General features: G+C 44.8%; 14 protein-coding genes and 1 tRNA gene. 10 read left to right on the top strand and 5 right to left on the bottom strand.

Annotated features, from left to right (window positions below; genetic code table 11):
- Positions 1-142 precede the first annotated feature (142 nt).
- The 4 genes from EOO49_RS06455 (at position 143) to EOO49_RS06440 (ending at position 2844) form a co-directional block, all read left to right on the top strand.
- Positions 143-946: an SDR family oxidoreductase gene (locus tag EOO49_RS06455; RefSeq protein WP_290843894.1), complete on the top strand. Its 804-nt coding sequence runs from the start codon at positions 143-145 to the stop codon at positions 944-946.
- 15 nt (positions 947-961) lie between these two features.
- Entirely contained in the window at positions 962-1873 is a 912-nt protein-coding gene (locus tag EOO49_RS06450) for an AraC family transcriptional regulator (protein ID WP_290843892.1), read from the top strand.
- A gap of 1 nt (position 1874) precedes the next feature.
- Complete coding sequence (locus EOO49_RS06445) at positions 1875-2204, top strand: nuclear transport factor 2 family protein (protein ID WP_290843891.1); 330 nt, start codon at positions 1875-1877, stop codon at positions 2202-2204.
- A 106-nt stretch (positions 2205-2310) separates the two neighbouring features.
- Complete coding sequence (locus EOO49_RS06440) at positions 2311-2844, top strand: VOC family protein (protein ID WP_290843888.1); 534 nt, start codon at positions 2311-2313, stop codon at positions 2842-2844.
- 131 nt (positions 2845-2975) lie between these two features.
- Here the strand turns inward: EOO49_RS06440 and EOO49_RS06435 are convergent.
- From EOO49_RS06435 to mce, 3 genes are all read right to left on the bottom strand, one after another.
- Positions 2976-3049 (bottom strand) — tRNA-Ile (locus tag EOO49_RS06435).
- 118 nt (positions 3050-3167) lie between these two features.
- A complete protein-coding gene (locus tag EOO49_RS06430) occupies positions 3168-3536 on the bottom strand; it encodes a glyoxalase (RefSeq protein WP_290843886.1) in 369 nt (122 codons plus the stop codon).
- A gap of 2 nt (positions 3537-3538) precedes the next feature.
- Positions 3539-3940, bottom strand: a complete 402-nt coding sequence (mce, locus tag EOO49_RS06425) for a methylmalonyl-CoA epimerase (protein ID WP_290843884.1) — start codon at positions 3938-3940, stop codon at positions 3539-3541.
- A 577-nt stretch (positions 3941-4517) separates the two neighbouring features.
- Between mce and rbfA the strand changes: the two genes are divergently transcribed.
- The 5 genes from rbfA (at position 4518) to EOO49_RS06400 (ending at position 15444) form a co-directional block, all read left to right on the top strand.
- Positions 4518-4910 carry a 30S ribosome-binding factor RbfA gene (rbfA, locus tag EOO49_RS06420; RefSeq protein WP_290843881.1) on the top strand — a complete coding sequence of 131 codons (393 nt, stop codon included), beginning with the start codon at positions 4518-4520 and terminating at the stop codon, positions 4908-4910.
- A complete protein-coding gene (locus EOO49_RS06415; RefSeq protein WP_290843879.1) occupies positions 4911-6107 on the top strand; it encodes an FtsX-like permease family protein in 1197 nt (398 codons plus the stop codon). It abuts the gene before it with no gap.
- 235 nt (positions 6108-6342) lie between these two features.
- On the top strand, positions 6343-8271 hold the full coding sequence (locus EOO49_RS06410) for a T9SS type A sorting domain-containing protein (RefSeq protein ID WP_290843877.1): 1929 nt from the start codon (positions 6343-6345) through the stop codon (positions 8269-8271).
- Positions 8272-8286: 15 nt separating this feature from the next.
- Entirely contained in the window at positions 8287-11808 is a 3522-nt protein-coding gene (locus tag EOO49_RS06405; RefSeq protein ID WP_290843875.1) for a hypothetical protein, read from the top strand.
- Positions 11809-11820: 12 nt separating this feature from the next.
- Positions 11821-15444 (top strand): DUF6443 domain-containing protein, encoded by a 3624-nt coding sequence (locus EOO49_RS06400; RefSeq protein WP_290843873.1) that lies wholly within the window; start codon positions 11821-11823, stop codon positions 15442-15444.
- Between the two features lie 276 nt (positions 15445-15720).
- Here the strand turns inward: EOO49_RS06400 and EOO49_RS06395 are convergent, their stop codons facing one another.
- Complete coding sequence (locus EOO49_RS06395) at positions 15721-16590, bottom strand: AraC family transcriptional regulator (protein WP_290843871.1); 870 nt, start codon at positions 16588-16590, stop codon at positions 15721-15723.
- A 93-nt stretch (positions 16591-16683) separates the two neighbouring features.
- On the opposite strand from EOO49_RS06395, the gene EOO49_RS06390 reads away from it, so the two are divergent.
- Complete coding sequence (locus EOO49_RS06390) at positions 16684-17052, top strand: DUF983 domain-containing protein (protein WP_290843869.1); 369 nt, start codon at positions 16684-16686, stop codon at positions 17050-17052.
- A 100-nt stretch (positions 17053-17152) separates the two neighbouring features.
- Here EOO49_RS06390 and dusB read toward each other — a convergent pair whose 3' ends face one another.
- Entirely contained in the window at positions 17153-18145 is a 993-nt protein-coding gene (gene dusB, locus EOO49_RS06385) for a tRNA dihydrouridine synthase DusB (RefSeq protein ID WP_290843956.1), read from the bottom strand.
- Between the last annotated feature and the right edge of the window lie 227 nt (positions 18146-18372).

The raw sequence follows: 18372 nt of genomic DNA, 5'->3' as shown, positions 1-18372 counted from the left end.
AATCAAAGAAGTGGTGAAAAATGAGGTTTTTATGTGCCGATTTTGAGGTCTCACGTCATTTTGGTGCAGCACAAACTCATTTCGGAAACATCCAAACAACAGCATTACCGCAACTTTGCACTGTAATCACAACACTTTTATCATGAAGACTATTTTTATTACAGGCGCATCGTCAGGTTTGGGAAAGGAAGCCGCAAAATTGTTTCAGCAACGCGGTTGGCAAGTCATCGCCACGATGCGCAATCCCGAGAACGAATCGGAATTGGACAAGATCGACAATATCATAATCAGGAAGCTCGATGTGTCGGATTCAAAAAATATTGAAACGACGATTGCCGAAATTCTCAAAACTCATGAAGTCGACGTGGTATTGAACAATGCCGGTTACGGATTGGTCGGCGCTTTGGAAGCTTGTTCAGACGAACAGATCGCGAGGCAAATCGACACGAATCTGCTCGGAACGATCCGCGTTACAAAGGCTTTCACGCCCTATTTCCGACAAAAAAACAGCGGAATATTCCTCAACGTGACTTCGATGCTCGGCTTTTTCGGATATCCGACGTGTTCGGTCTATGCCGCGACCAAATTTGCGGTGGAAGGTTTTTCGGAAAGTCTTGCCTATGAACTTGCCCAATTCGGGATCTCGGTAAAAACGATCGCGCCGGGCGGCATCCAGACCGATTTCGCCGGACGCTCGCTCGATGGCGTGCAACACGAAGCTTATTCCAAACTCGAGGCTAAAGTCGCCGAAGGTTATTCCGAAGAAAACATCGGCAATTTCGCAAAAGTGGCAACCGTCGCAAATGCAATTTTCGAAGCTGCAACCGACGGGAAAACGCAATTTCGTTACGTCGTGGGAACGGATGCGAAAACACTATACGACGAAAGATCCGAAAACGGAATGCAGTCGCAATTTGATCGGATTAGGGAAATGTTCACGGTATAACCTTATTTTTACGATATGAAAGCGACCCAAAAACCGCAAAAGTTCGACTCGATTTCAGCATTGCATCTTGCACTTGGCTTTCCGAAACCTTTGCATCCGCTTATCAGTCTTGTCAATTATGCCGATATGAAAACGCCTCACGAGGAGTTGCCAAAAGTGGCGCTGCTGAATTTTTACAAGATTTCATTCAAGAAAAACCTCAAGGGAAAACTTAGATACGGCCAAGGTCACTACGATTTCGACGAAGGCGGATTTTCGTTTACCGCGCCCAATCAAATCCTGTCGAGCGCCGACCACGACAACGATTATGACGGCTATACTTTGCTGATCCATCCGGATTTTCTTCGCACTTATCCGTTGTCCGCCAAGATTAAGATTTACGGCTTTTTTTCGTATTCGGTGAACGAAGCTTTGTTTTTGTCCGATAAGGAAAAACAAGTCATTTTTTCGGTTTTCGACAACATCCGAGACGAACTGAACAACAATCTGGATGATTTTAGCCAAGACGTAATCGTGTCGCATATCGAGGTTTTGCTCAATTACAGCAATCGTTTCTACAAGCGCCAATTTCTGACGCGAAAGACTGTCAATCACGATTTGCTTGCTAAAATGGAGCTTTTGCTCGAGGATTATTTCGCTTCGGAAAAGTCTGCAAACGGGTTGCCGACTGTAGAATTCCTCGCCGACGAACTTCATTTGTCAGCGCGCTATTTGAGCGACATGCTGCGTTCGCTCACGGGGAAAAATGCGCAGCAACACATTCACGACAAATTGATTGAAAAAGCCAAGGAATTGCTTACGGCAACGGAACTTTCGGTCGCTGAAATCGCTTACAGGCTCGGGTTTGAACAACCGCAATCACTCAACAGACTTTTCAAAAAGAAAACCGACGCGACTCCGTTGGCTTTCAGGCAGACTTTCAACTGACATGGAAACACTTATAAAAGAATTGATCGAGGCGGCGAACGCTTTCGATACGGATGGTTTTTTGGAAAAATTTCACTTGGATGCGGTTTTGGACGATCCTTCGGTGGGACAAAAATTCGTCGGACATCAAGGCATAAGAACCTATTTCACAAATTACTTCATCGGATACAACACCCAAACAAACATCGTCAAATTCAAAAAAACCGGCGAAAATACGGCGCATCTCGAGGTTTGGTTCACCGGTAATTTTCCCGGAGGCGAGGTTGGAGGCGAATTCGATTTTGAGTTCGGCGATTCAAAAATCATTTCCCTAAAAGCCGATTTGACCTGATTTCGAGATTCATCTTTGATTTTCATAATCGACCGATTGGTATTGCTATGACGTAAGCTTTCGAGTCTGGTGAACTTTGGCTCATCAAACTTCAAAACTTTACATCATGAAAACTTTTTTGAGATCTGCAGTACTCGCTTTCGGAATTTTCGCACTTTCGATGCAAGCCCAACACAAACACGAAACCGGATTCGACATGCCCAAACTGAACCCGAAAAGTGCATTGGCCGAATTCGCCGGCAACCACGTGGGAATTCGCGTTCCAGACTTTGAAGCGGCAAAGAAATGGTATACCGAAAAACTCGATTTTCGCGTGATACACGAATGGGCTTACGCCGATGAAAAACTGGCCTACCTTGCGCCTGCGAACACAAACGACTTCTGGATCGAAATTCTCGGAAACGGGAAGTTGTCCAAACCCGTTGTTTACGATGATCTGGGGAAAAGCTTGGAAATTGCGGGCTATCACCACATTTGCATGGACGTAACCGACGTGGACAAAATCGTCTCCGAACTCAAAAAACGAGGTGTTACTATTGTTGGCGAAACCTTTTACCTTGAAGCCATCGGACGCAAACTCGCTTTTTTCAGAGATCCTTGGGGCAACATGATCGAGCTTTCGGAAGTCGTCAGGAAATAAGGTTTTTTTTCTGAATCCTCGAATAAGCACTTGCAGTTTTTGTGGGTGCTTTTTTTTGTTTAACCTAAACCGACGATTTGTCTTTTGAAAACTTTTGGGCATAAAAAAACCTCTCGTTTCGGAGAGGTTTGTGGTCCCACTTGGGCTCGAACCAAGGACAACCTGATTATGAGTCAGGGACTCTAACCAACTGAGCTATAGGACCAGGTTAGAATTGTTACGAACAAGGCGGTAGCCGCTTTATTTGTGCCTGCAAATTTACACTATTTTTTAAGGGTTGCAAGCGTTTTTTCACGGGTTTTCGGGATACTGGAAATCAGGTGTTATTTTACCGAGAACTCGCCGAAATGCCACAAGATTCCCGACGGATCGTGCACGAAACATTCTCTTCCCCAATGTTCTTCGCGAATCGGGATGATTTTTACGTCGCGGTATTTGGATGGCAATCCAAGTGCGGATAGATCTTCCCAGAACTTGGGCAGGTTTTCGACTTCCATGAACACTTGGGTATTTTCGATCCAGTCTTTTACGTAGTCGGCTTGCAGATAGAAGGCGAAATCACCTGATTTGAAAACCGAAAAACCGTTCCATAAAACAGTTTCCTCGAAACCTAGATCGCGGTAGAATCTACTTGAAATGTCGAAGTCTTTGGCTCCTATAAATGGTCGGATGGATTTTGGAGTGAAGTTCATGGTTACTGGATTTCTTGGCACAATTCTACCAAAACGCCGTTTGTTCCTTTTGGATGCAGAAAGGCCACGAGTTTGTTGTCGGCGCCTTTTTTTGGAGTTTCGCTCAAGACGGTGAAGCCTTCGCTTTTGAGGCGCTCGATTTCCGAGACGATATCTGTGACGTCGAACGCGATATGGTGGATGCCTTCGCCTTTTTTCTCGAGGAATTTGGCTATCGGACTATCGGGAGTCGTGGCTTCGAGCAGTTCGATCTTGTTGGGACCCGATTGGAAGAACGAGGTTTTTACGCCTTCGCTTGCGACTTCTTCTTGTTTGTAGGATGCGACTCCGAGCAGTTTCTCGAAAAGCAGGTTCGATTCGGACAGGTTTTTGACGGCAATACCGATGTGTTCGATCTTGTTCATGGTTGATGGTTTGTCGTAAAGATAAGTTTTCGCGGGTGACAACCGGACTGGCGAGCGTTAAAGAAAATCGGGTTTTTGACAAGACCTTGTTTGCACCCTCCCAATGCAAATTTATCATTTACAAAAACTGTCTCAGTGCAGAAAATCTGTAAAATTTCCTAAATGTAGGTTGCTCCTTCACCTCAAGTGCCACAAACCAACATCAAAAACATAATCAACGACAAGACCTGATTTGCACCCTCCCGGCGCAAAAATACCATTTTAAAAAACCACCCAATTACAGAAAATCTATAAAAAACCCTAAAACAAGGTCGCCCCAAAATTCCCTAGCCCGGATGGCAGCGGCTAGCCTTTCTTTCAAAAACCGCAGTTTTCCAAAGCTTCGACAGCGACCAAAGGAAGCTCGTCTCAGCTTTTAGGAAAACCCGGTTTTTGGAAGAAAGCTACTAGCGGACAGCCGGATCAAGCTCCTAAAAAACAAAACCCGAGTGATCTCAGTCATGCTTCAAGCCATCAGCCTCAAAACTTTAGACCTACAAGGTTTTGAAAACCTTGCGGGTTAGCGTAACTTTGCCGCATGGAAACAAACCGTCAAAAGAAAATCGGAGGAGTATTGCAAAAGGATTTGGTCGACATTTTGCAAGGTGAAGTGCGCAAAAACGCGATTTCGAACCTTGTGATCTCGGTTTCAAAGGTTTCGGTCACAACAGATTTGTCGGTCGCATCGGTGCATTTGAGCATTTTTCCTCAGGAGAAAGCCGCCGAGACTTTGGCAGCAATTCGTTCGAACACACCACTGATCAAGCACGATTTGGCCCAACGCGTAAAAATGCAGTTGAGAAAAGTCCCGAACCTGACTTTCTACATTGACGATTCTTTGGATTACATCGAGAAGATCGACCAAGCTTTGAAAGGCGAGGAAAATCCGATCGAAAACCGCGATCTGCTCGAAAGACGCAAGAAGTCGTAGGTGAATTTCCCGCTTTACATAGCCAAGCGTTATTTGAGGACGAAGAGCAAAAACAACGCGATCAACCTCATCAACGGCATCGCGTCGCTGAGCATTTTGGTTGGCGCGGCCGCACTTTTCGTCGTCCTGTCGGTTTTTAGCGGACTCAAGGATTTCAGTCTGTCGTTTTCGAACGATTTCGATCCCGACTTGAAAGCGCTTCCCCAAAAAGGCAAGGTTTTCACAGTTACACCCTCGCAATTCTCCAAACTCACCAAAATCGAAGGTGTCAAAATGGCGTCGAAAATCATCGAGGAACGCGTGCTTTTCGTGTTTGACGGAAAGGAACAAGTTGCCTATCTAAAAGGCGTCGACAGTCTTTTCGGACAAGTCAATTCGGTCAACAAAACCATTTTTCAGGGCCAATGGCTCGAACCGAATACTGCGCAAGTTGTCGTGGGATACGGAATTTCGCAACGCCTTTCGTTGGGTTTGCTCGATTTCAACAATCCGTTTGAGGTTTATATGCCAAAAGCCGGAAAAGGCGATATTGAAAATCCGGACGACGCTTTTACCAAGGCAGTTCTGGCGCCAGTCGGGATTTATGCGATCAGCGAAGAACTTGATTCGAAATACGTTTTCGCCGACTTGCGCGTCGCCCAGATTTTGCTGAATTACCAGATCGATCAGGTCTCGGCGGTCGAGTTCAAAATAGATCCAAATGCGAACATCAACCGCGTTTCTGATGAAATACCCAAAATCCTTCCCAATATTGAGGTAAAAACGCGCGCACAACTCAACGAATCATTGTACAAGATGCTCAACAGCGAAAACCTGATCTTGTATCTGATTTTCACTTTGGTCGTGATCATGGCGCTTTTCACGCTGGCCGGAGCGCTTATCGTGATGATAATCGAGAAGAAAAACAACCTCAAGACGTTGACAGCTTTGGGCGTCGAAGTCAAGGATTTGCGAAAGATTTTCCTGTTTCAGGGCAGTCTTTTGAGCTTGTTCGCCGGTATTTTCGGACTGATTCTGGGCTCGGCAATCATCCTTTTGCAACAACATTTCAAACTCGTGATGATCACGCCGACGCTGGCTTATCCGGTGAATTTCACTTTTGAGAACATCGCGATTGTACTGACCACGATTTTCGGTTTTGGATTTATGGCTTCTTTGATCGCTTCTTCACGAGTTCACAAGACCTTGGTGGAGTAAATCACCGACCAACAAAACCCTGACAAACAATTACTTAACACAGGAACACAAATAGTAACGAAAATTTTTAGAAAAATTTAACGAAATTTTCCTACAACATATATATTTGTAATTCCAAAAACAACGGATTTACCACCCGTTTCCTCCCTAAGAAATTTGGATTTATTATCGATAGGCTTGCCTGTCTTTTAGTTAGCATTACCGATGTCAACGATAAATAAACAAATTTCGACACATGCATCTATCACGTACTTCGTGGGGTTGGCTTCCATTGCTATCCCTTAGCTTCATTCACCAGACTTATTCCCAAGATATCCAGTGGGAAAAATCTTATGGCGGCAAACAGGCAGAATATCTTTTCGACGTAATTCCTACCGCCGATTACGGATTTATCCTCGCTGGCAGTTCTGCCTCTGGCAACACGGGAAACAAAACCTCTTTAGCGAACGGCGATCTCGACTATTGGATCTGGAAAATGGACGAGCATGGCGAAGCAATCTGGCAAAAGAGTTTCGGAGGCAACGGAATGGACATGTTACAAGCTGTTCGCACCACTTCTGACGGCGGATTCCTGTTGGCCGGAACGTCGAATTCGGGAAAAGGACGAGACAAAAACGAGGATTCAAAGGGACTGAATGACTTCTGGATCATTAAATTGGATGCCGGAGGTGGGCAACAATGGCAGAAAACAATTGGCGGCAGCGGTTCTGATGATCTGGCAACTGTCATCCAAACGAAAGATGGAGGTTATTTGATTGGCGGAACATCGGCTTCTGAAGTTACTGGCGATAAAAACTCGAAAAATCAAGGTGGAACCGATTTCTGGATGGTCAGACTTGATATTTCCGGCAACTTCAAATGGCAAAAGTCTTACGGCGGCCTTTACAACGATCAACTTCGGGATCTATGTGCTACGCCAGACGGTGGCTTCATGGTCTTGGGCTACACGAACTCACCTGAATCAGGTGACAAACAACAGAAAGGTTTTGGAGAAGGCGATTACTGGCTGATCCGACTCGACAATAATGGCGAGCAGATTTGGCAAAAGACATTCGGTGGCGACAAAGACGACCAGCCGTTTTCTGTCATAGCGTTGAAAGACGGCGGTTACCTTTTGGGCGGCAATTCCATCTCTGGCGTGTCTGGAAATCGATTGGTTTCCAGTCGCTCGGGCAGCGATTTTTGGGTCTTGAACATTAGTGAAGACGGCGATTCCCGTTGGCAGGAATCTTACAATTTCGGAAGGAATGACATCCTGACTTCGCTCACTGAAAATCAAGACGGTTCTATATTGATTGGCGGCCATGCAAAATCGGAAAATCGTGGTCAAGCCAAGGAAGACGAGGGAATAAACGATTATATCGCACTTAAAATCAATGCAAAAGGAGAAGAAATCTGGACAAAGCACCTGGGTAGCGACGGAGATGACATTCTTCGGAAACTGATACAAACACGAGACGGAGGTTACCTTTTGGCCGGAACGTCGAATGCTGCATCAAACAACCACGCTTTAAATAGGAAAAACGGAAAAAAGAAAGGTGGTATTCACGGCATTTCACCTATAGACGGCAACCAAACACTTGCGGCATCGGACAAGGCCCAAAAAGAAGTGGACGATACTTTAAAAAGCGGTCGGAATGCGATAAATGAGGCCTATCAGGATCAGACGGCAGATCTGCAAAAACAACTTGGAGACGCCGTTGGTTCCAACGACGCTCCTTTGAAAACGGGATTGAATATTCCTACGGATGCCGTCCGCCAAGGTTCGGGGAAATCTACCGGAGTGGACACCGGCAATCTATCGGCGCCATCGGGAAACAATTATCCAAAACAACCTGCCTCGAAAAACAAGACACTCAACTACGGAAACAACGATTTCTGGGTAGTCAAGCTAAAGGACAAGGACAAAAAAGAAAAGGCGCGCCAATCGATAGAAGCAAGCCCGAATCCGACCCAGGATTATACGAATGTCGTCATCGGGTATGATTTTGAAAAAGGAACGGCCACGATTTATGACATTGCCGGACACAGGCTGGAAAGCTTTGAGATTACCACAGGACGGACGGTTCCGGTGAATCTGGCAAAATATCCGCAGGGAATTTATTTGGTAGAGATCAAAACTGAAAAGTCGTCGGATACGGTCAAAATAATGAAGTCAAAATAAACCACTTCTCGAGAAATGAAGATTCTAAACAACATTGTGCTCACACTTTGTCTTGGCCAGGCATTTTCGCTATTCGCCCAAGGCTACACACCTAAGGTCAACAGTATTCCAACGTCTCCTGAAGCCGCTTTATTTGAGCGCTTTGGGGACATTCCCGTTGGACATTACAACGGTTCACCCAACATAAGCATCCCGTTATATACGGTCAAGGTCGAGGATTTTGAACTTCCTATCCTACTTCGATACAATTCTTCCGGAATCAAGGTAGCCGATGAAGCGACTTGGGTTGGATTGGGTTGGGATCTTTCGCCGGGTGGCTACATCATTCAGGAAGTGAGAGGGAAACGCGACGAGGTCGACAGCCCTACCATAAATACCGAGCAGTCTCAATATGACTTCTTCATGAACCGCATCCTGAGTGCTCCTGGCGGTTTGGGCAGTTACAAAGAGGTGAAACAGCTGGGCAACAACATGTACAATTACGCCTGCCCAACTCGTTGTATCGGCAGCACTTCCTGCAATGCCTATGGGACGTTCGAGATACCGGGTCTTCCGCCAAATGCCGAAAGCGGCGCCTTGATAAACGGATTGCGTATTGGTCATGGCGATCCTGACATTTACCATTATAATTTCGGTGGCTATTCGGGCAAATTTTACATCAATCCGCAAAACCAGCAAATCGTATTCATAGACAATAAAGACGGTATCAAGTTCATAAAAGGAGGTTCGCAGACTTACCCTACGATCGAGGCGAAATTGCCGAACGGGACAAGCTACTTCTTCGGAAATGCCGGAAGGGAAGAATCATCGGGAAATTTACCTTCGAACGAATATTACGACAAAAGAGGTGCCACCTACAAGGTAACCCAAATCAAGCTCGTGACGGGAAAAACGATAGACTTCGAATACCAGAATGCCCAGGTCACGAACTTGAGATACTCTCAATTCGCCTATTTGAATTCTTGCTACGGCGGACCTCAACCCAACAACTTGCAGACGCCTCAATTGCCGTCCTCTAGCCCATACGATGTGAGTCAGGTCAGGATACTGAAAAAAATTACGACGCCAGAGCTTAGAATCGACTTTATTTTGGCAGACAGGGAAGACACCAATTTGGTAAGCGGCGATTCCCACAAAAAACTGCAGGCAATCGATATTGTTTCCAAAATCACTTTGAAAAAAATAAAGTCGTTCCAATTCACCACCTCTTATTTCCCGTTTGGATCACAGTCGCCAATAGGAAACTATCCTTTGAACACAAACGTTTTGACGAAAAGACTGCGCTTGGACGCTGTAAAAGAAGTCGGATACACCCAAGATGCCTTACAAACCGCAGATTTATCTAAGCCGCCTCATGCTTTCGAGTACGATCAAACGGTAATGCTTCCGTCGAAGGTTTCAAACTCCATTGATTTCTACGGATACTATAACGGCGCCAGCAACACTTCGCTAACGCCAGACTTTGACTACTACGACTATCCGCAACAATTTCTTGGGGCCAATAACAACGTTCTTTTCGTCTACACCAACTATACAAAGGGCGACCGTTACTTCAATAAGGATTACGCCAAAGCTTGCCTGATCAAGAAAGTAACGTATCCGACAGGTGGTTATTCCACTTTCGAATTCGAGCCTCATACCTTCACCAACCAACCAATTCCTTCGCGCCAGCAAGTCAATTCGGTTTTTTATTTTTCCAGTGTCACAGGTGGAATGATGCCATCGTGGAGTTCCAACACGCAGACAAACACGCTCACGGGAATAACCCAGGATGTAACCATGAACTTCTATGTAAGTTTTTCTCACGGCAATCCGGTGATGTCCGCAACCGATTCTTCACCGAATAATACAGCAAAAACCACTATGTGGTATAATTCATCGGTAACTTTGGTCAAGGTAAGCGGTAATGGATACGGTGTGGAAACTCCGGTAAAAACTTGGGTTCCGGGTGATTTCGTAAGCTTGCAAGCCTGGCAGGCTCCAAATTACAATGGAACTTTTCAATATTTGAATTACCGATTGACGTATCAGCCCGGATACGTATACAAATTGCGCGCAACTTTTCCGGCGCCGCAGGCATTTGGTTCAACGCCGCCTTATTTTCCCGGAGGTGTCGCCTATGCCGCGAATGCCGGAGGAAATGTTCGTTATTATGGCCAGCTTCCCGCCGGAACGCTATACGAAGGTGGTGGCATGAGGGTGAAAAAAATCCAAAGCTTTACCTCGACCACAGATCCTTCTCCTTCAACCAAAGAATATGTCTACCATTCCGGAAAAATATTGACCGATTTCAACCCACTGGCCATTAATGACGTTTATTGCTTTAATTGTCTCAACTCCGCTTTTACGCCTTGTTCAATCTGCGGAAACAAACAGGAAATGTTTACACGTGAACTTTTCGTCGATTCAAGGTTTCTTCAGAATATGAGCAACTACGTCGGATACGGAAAAGTCGAAGAAATTTACGGCACGACCTTGTTCAACACCGGAAGAAAGGAATTTGACTTTTACAACGAGCCGAATATGACTTCCAATGGCTTTCCCGATGTGCCAAAATCGATAAGCGGGCTTCCGTCGGCTGAAAGAACCTACGACAGGGCCGGGACATTGCTCCATAGAAAAACTATCGGTTATGAAAGTCAGGTGCCTGGTGTCGTTGTCTTTTATGGTGTGAGAATCAAAAGCAATTTTTACGGCAACACTGACCCCGCCGAAACCGTAAGCGGAACATCACGCTCCAAATACAGTTACCTGTGTACGCCGATATTGTCTGAAGCCTACAAGGTCAAAACAATTACAGAGTACAATTATTTTGGCGGAACCGCTATAGAAGATGTCACTAGCCTCTCTTACAACACCTATGGACAGATGGCCACACAAACCCAGCATCTGGGCCAACCTGAGGAAACGGTATCCCAGTTTTTATATTCGACAGACAACCCGGTCGGAACGTTCGAGAGCTCGTTGGTTACCGCAAATATGATCAACGTTCCCATCCAGATCAAGACGAGCCGAAACGGGCAACAGGTGTCCATGACCCAGGAGGAATTCCTGAATGACGGTTACAATCACATCCTTAAAACATACGTCAGCAATAAAAAGGACACCCAATCGACTGAACGCAGGGTTCGCTATGATACTTATGACGACAAGGGAAACCTTACGGTATACAGGCAAGAAAACGGAAAGGCTACGCTGATTGTTTGGGGTTATGAAAAAACCTTGCCGGTGGCCAAACTGGAAAACCTTGACTATCCGGCAATACCTGCCGCAAATGCCCAAGATATCGCCACTTATTCGGCTCCGGGCACTTACAACGAAGCACAGCTCGTCCTTGCTTTGGCAAATCTGCGGACACTTTATCCGACTGCATTGATTACTACGTACGTCTACGCGCCAGGTCAAGGCGTCAAGAAAATCACAGATGCAAAAGGTCAAAGCCAAAATTACGTTTACGACAATTTCGGCAGACTTAAAGAAGTCAGGAATTCACAGTCTGAGTTAGTCTCTGAAAACCAATATCACTACAAGCCTTAATCTATTCTGAACATGAAAAGAAAATTTCTACTCTTGATAGCATTGCCATTGGTCGGCTTAGGTCAAAGTGCTAACCAGAACTACGCAAAAACAACCGTTTACCGGACCGCGACGACAACTTCTATAGCCAATCCTACGCCGGAACAAGCGAAGGTTAGCGTTTCGTATTTTGATGGATTGGGAAAACCTATACAAACTGTGCAACACAAACAGTCGAACAGTGGCAAAGACGTCATTTCGTCAGTTCGCTACGACGCATTCAATCGCCCGAATAAGGATTTTCTTCCTTACCCGGCTTCTGATGCCACAATGTTGTTTCGAGACAGCCTTACGGTAAATTCAGGAATGAACAATTATCCAATTTATTCGGGAGACGTTCCATTCTCGCAGATACGATTTGAAGAATCTCCTTTAGGGCGGGTACTCAAACGCGCTGCACCTGGCTATAACTGGCAAATCGGATCCGGACATGAAATTAAATCTGAATATCAGACAAATCTCAACAATGAGGTAAAACTGATCTCTGCAACATCGACTTGGAGTTCGACGTTAGGAATTTTCAAACCTCAGATAAACGACGGCGGAACCAGCTATCCTGCCGGAAGACTATTCAAAATGGTCACGAAGGATGAGAGCTGGGAAGCAGCAGACGGAGTCAACCACACCCAAGAAGAATTTAAGGACGTTCAAGGAAGAATTATCCTGAAAAGACGCTACAATGCGGGTATCTCCCACGACACTTATTATGTCTACGATCAATTCGGGAATCTGACCTATGTAATTCCACCTTCCGTGAGCGGAACCGTTACCGAAGGCAAACTAAATGGACAGTGCTATCAGTACAGGTACGATCGTCGCGACAGGATCGCACATAAAAAATTACCTGGGAAAAACTGGGAATTCTTCGTTTATGATAAGCTAGACCGCCTGGTCGCGACCGGACCAGCACTTACTCCTTTTACTGACTTGGGTAGAAATACAGGTTGGATCATTACAAAATACGATGCCATGAATCGAATCGTACTCACGGGCTGGTTGCAACAGTCAGTAGATAGTTTGACTTGGAAAAGCAGACAGTACGACAGGGATCAGGAAACGATTAATTTCAGCGAAACCAAAATAGCAACTACGACAAACTCAACCGTTGGTGGCGTTTCTTTCAGATACAGCAATCTTGTATGGCCAACAACCGCTTATCACGTCTTGACCGTAAATTATTACGACGACTATAATTTCCCGAATGCTCCTTCGCCAATTCCATCCCAAGTTGCATCCAATACGCAGTCGGTATTCTATAACGATACGAACAAACCAAAAGGATTATCAACCGGAAACTACATAAGGGTTTTGGAAACTACTGCCGATACTCGCAGAGAGGTCAACTACATCCTTTATGACATTTATGGCCGTGGCGTCCGGAATCACAAAATCAATCATTTGGGTGGCTATACGATCAACGACAGCAAGCTTGATTTTTCGGGTCAGATAATTGCTGATGAAACCATCCACAAATACACTTCGTCGTCTGCCTCCAACACAGATGTCACTGTGAAACAGTTCTATACCTACTCACCTCAAGGATATCTTACGAAAACCGAACACAGGTTGAACGCCAATCCTTCGGAATCATTGGCCAAGTTCGAATATGACGAATTGGGCAAGATGACAGCAAAAAGAGTCGGAGGTTCTGATTTGACGGGAACTGCATGTTTACAGAAAATTGACTATTATTCCAATATAAGAGGATGGCTCACTGATATAAACTACATCATGGACCCGTCAACCGGCCTTCCCATTTACCAGTCAACGAATCCGGATGACCTTTTCCGTTTCAAGATTCATTACGACGATCCGAGTCTTGGAAATGTTTTTGGAGCGCCACCACCAGGAGAGGCTTTGTACAATGGAAATATCTCTGAGACAGAGTGGAAAACGAGAAGCGATATGACAAGACGTCGCTACCGTTACTTTTACGACGACTTGGATCGTCTTATCGAAGCAAGCTATGAAAAACCGGATAATTCAACTCCTGAAACAAACAGCTACGACGAGGTGCTTTCCTATGACAAAAATGGGAACATTACACATCTCAACCGCAATGGCGAGTACGATGACAACTTGTACAACCTGCAAATCGACAACCTGACTTACACTTACGATACGAGCAAAATCGACCGTTTGCTTTCGGTATCCGACAGCTCTGGCATTTCGGCAGGATTCAACGATGGCAATATTATCGGTTCCGATTACGGATACGATACCTTTGGCAATTTGATCGCCGACAAAAACAAAGGAATCAAAGTCATTGTCTACAACCATCTTAATCTTCCGACAGGAATAGATAAAGGTTCGTCGAGCAGATTCATCAAATATACGTACAATGCGGTGGGCACCAAAGTAGCGAAATCCTGGAGCGATGGCACTGCTACCGGCACTACAGATTACCAGGACATGTTCCAATATACAGATGGCGTCATGGACTTCATTGCCACATCCGAAGGAAATGTCGACACGAAGCTGAAATCAGGCGGATTGGTATTCAACTACGTTTACAACTACTTGGATCACTTAGGGAATATCCGTTTGCGATATGCCGCAGACCAGCAAACCGGAGAGGTAAAGATTCTCGAGGAAAACAACTATTACCCTTTTGGCTTAAAACACAACAATTATAATATCTCTCGTAGCGCATACATCGACGGAGGAGGCGTTGGGCCATGTACAGATTGTCCGAAGTTCTATAATTACAAGTACAATGGGAAGGAATGGCAGGACGAGTTGGCGGTTGGTTGGTACAACTATGGCGCAAGAAATTACGACCCAGCAATTGGGCGTTGGATGAATATCGATATACTTGCGGATAATTACGCTTTCGCCAGCCCTTACAATTACGTTTTGAACAGCCCAACATCCGCCATCGATCCCGACGGGAAACGCGTATACTTCATAGCTGGCGCAGGCAATGACAGTTCCGGATGGCGATATACTGAAAGATGGGCGCAAACGTTTTACAACGCTGGGATGCAAGGAAAATTCTATGTCGTAAATAGCTCTCGCGGACAAACGGCCGATATGGACTTTACATTTGGAAACTCCTCAGAAGGCTATAAAAGGGAAGTTTACGTTTATAACTATGGTGGTTCCCCAACTGGAATGTCTACTAGTTCCATATCCCTAGGCAATCCTATCGAGGGAGAATTTACAGAAAACTCCTATATAGATTCGCAGGTAGGAGCCTATGAAAAGCACTTAAAAGACAATCCTTTAGCCGAGGGAGAACAAATGAATATGGTCGGATACTCATTTGGTAGCGTTATGTCGGCACAAGTTGCATTAAGATTGGCATCTAAAGGACAAGTAATTGACAATCTGATACTTATTGGTAGCCCAATATCTGATAGCTCAAATCTATATAAGCAATTGAAGGCACACAAAAATATCAAGAACATCATACGGTATGACATTCCCGGAGACAAACTCAGCAATCCCAAAGATATTCTGGATTGGATTCAGGGAGCCTCGGAGAATACCGACGATAAAACTGGTCATCATTTCGACTTGGCCAGACCAGGAACCGCCGCTGACAGAGCGATGCAAGTTGTGATAACATGGTTAATGAATAACGGCGTAAAATGATTTATCGACTTATACTATTTTATGTAGTATTCACCATACTATATGTCATTGTAACTGTGGTATGCACCCCATACTTTGTGTCATGGGGCCGAGAAAGATCAATATTAGAGGAGGTTTTTCTGTGTTTTATCAGTCGTCCATTTCATAACACAAACCCATTTTATTTCAGCATTCTCTTGAACTCTATATTTTGGTACGGGATTCTGGCATCATTTTACATATTAATAAAAAGCGTTTTAAAAGAGAGAAAAAAGTAAAATAAATTAGGATTGAGAATTATACTTCTCGTTTAGCGAACCCCGAAACAGTAACCCCAACCTTCTTCCGAAACAACTTCGAAAAATAAGCATAGTCATCATAACCGAGCATCGACGCGATCTCGCTGAAATTTCCATCAGAATGTATCAAAAGCCGTTTGGCCTCGAGCAAAACACGTTCGATAATGATTTCAGATGTCGATTTCGCGACGGTTTCCTGATTGATGCGATTGAGATGTTTAGCCGTGATGTTAAGCATCGCTGCGTACTTGTCGGGTGACTTTTCAATGCGGAAATTGGCTTCCAGCAATTGGCCGAACTTCGAGAATTTCGAGGCGTAGGCTAATGTCTTTCCCGTCGGATTTTGGGCAGAACTAAACTGTTTCATTTCGACATAAACCTGCGTGATCAGCGCGATTACAAAATGTCGCTTCGCCTTTTCGTCAGACGGATTCACTTCAGACATTTTTCGGAAATAATTGACAAATCCAGAAAATTTGTCCTTTGGAATCTCAACCGAATTCACAGCTTCAACCTGCGAAAAGAAAGCGTAATTAGACAATTTTTCGTCGGCATAACGCATTTCGTAAAACGATTTGGTGTGGAAGAAAATAAAGCCGTCCGCGTCGTCTGACAATTCCCAATGATGCACTTGTCCGGGTGACATGGCGAAAACGCTGCCCGGTTTTACGTCATAGGTATTGAAATCGATATGGTGTTTCCCGCTTCCGACAGTAAAGATCATCGTAGCAAAAAAGTCGTGTTTGTGCGGCTTTTCAATGTGCAGATGATTTGTCGCCAAATGATCTTTCAAGTTGTTGACATAGAAATCGGGCAGCGGATTTTTCCCTCGGAATTTGTCCAGCCCTAAAATCTCGATTTTCTTCATAATGTCCGAAAAGTACAAATTTAAAAAACTTTCCGACTAACTCCGAAATTGATTTCTGAACTAACTTTGTATCAGAATCAAAAGCCAATCGCCATGTTTACCAAGAAAAGCAGACTATACAGTATGATTACCGGAACATGTCCGAAATGTCATGAAGAGAGTATGTATGTGAACCAAAATCCATACAACATTTCAGAGACGATGAAAATGCACGAGCATTGCCAAAATTGCGGTTTCCAATACAAGATCGAACCGAACTTCTTTTTTGGTGCTATGTATGTGAGTTATGCGCTTTCGGTTGGAGCCGGAGTTGGCACTTTCCTGATATCCAAAGTCGGATTTGGTATGGATTTGCTGCAATCGTTTGCCGCGATTTTTGGTGTGTTGATTTTCCTGATGCCACTAATCACAAGGCTTTCCCGCAACATTTACATCAATCTGTTTGTCGGATATGATGCCTAATTAACCTGCAAGGTTTCCAAAACCTTGTAGGTTTGATCGAACAAAGCCAGCTTAACTTTCCAGACCTGCAAGGTTGAAAAAACCTTGCAGGTCAATCGATCTAAAAAATCTCGTAACCCGAATAAACATCTGAAATCATGTCGAAAATAGCAAACAAATCTTCCTTGCCGTCAGTGGTGACAAGCCTTTGGCGATACTCCTTGAAATTGGCTATTCCCTTGAAATAATTGGTGTAATGACGACGCGTCTCGACGATTCCGAGTTTCTCGCCTTTCCATTGCATCGCCCAAGTCAGGTGATTTTTGGCCGCTTCGATTCGGTCTTGCATCGTTGGCGGAGCAAGTTTCTCCCCGGTTTTCAAAAAGTGCTTGACTTCGTTGAAAATCCACGGATAACCAATCGCAGCGCGCCCGATCATAATGCCGTCGATGCCATATTTGTTTTTGTATTCAAGCGCTTTCTCGGGCGAATCGATGTCGCCGTTCCCAAAAATCGGCATGGTGATTCTCGGATTGTTTTTAACTCGCGCGATATGCGACCAATCGGCTTCACCTTTGTACAATTGAGCGCGCGTTCTTCCGTGAATTGACAAGGCTTGAACGCCGATATCCTGCAATCTTTCGGCCACTTCGTCAATATTGATCGAATTTTCGTCCCAACCCAAACGCGTTTTCACGGTAACGGGCAAACTCGTGGAATCGATCACGGCTTTGGTTAGGCGAACCATCAAGTCGATGTCTTTCAAAACCGCGGCTCCGGCGCCTTTACAAACGACTTTCTTCACCGGACATCCAAAGTTGATGTCGATTATATCCGGATTCACGGTCTCGACAATTTTAGCAGACATCGCCATCGCTTCTTCGTCTCCACCAAAAATCTGGATCCCGACAGGCCTTTCGTAATCGAAAATATCGAGCTTCATACGACTTTTGATCGCGTCGCGAATCAGTCCTTCGCTCGAGATGAATTCCGAAAACATCAAATCGGCTCCGTGTTGTTTGCACAATCTGCGAAATGGCGGATCGCTCACGTCTTCCATCGGAGCGAGCAAAAGTGGGAATTCCGGAAGTTCTATGTTGCCGATTTTTACCATGGCGCAAAGGTAAGTGTAAAAGTTGGAAGTCGAAAGTCGATCGGTAAGCATCTGACGAAAAGCAGATTGAATCTTCTACGTCAGCCAAAACCTTTTTCGCCAAAAGGAAATGCTTTTTCGGTTTATTCAATTAATCAGCTGGTTAATATACCAAGCAGTAAATTTCAAAGATTCGTTTGACCAACAACAAAAATCAGCCGAATCTTTTAACAATTTTTACAGATTTT

It is taken from the genome of Flavobacterium sp. (assembly GCF_004295795.1).
Taxonomy (GTDB): domain Bacteria; phylum Bacteroidota; class Bacteroidia; order Flavobacteriales; family Flavobacteriaceae; genus Flavobacterium.
The sequence above is the reverse complement of the archived record's forward strand: the minus strand, read 5'-3'. Positions and strand labels throughout refer to the sequence as shown.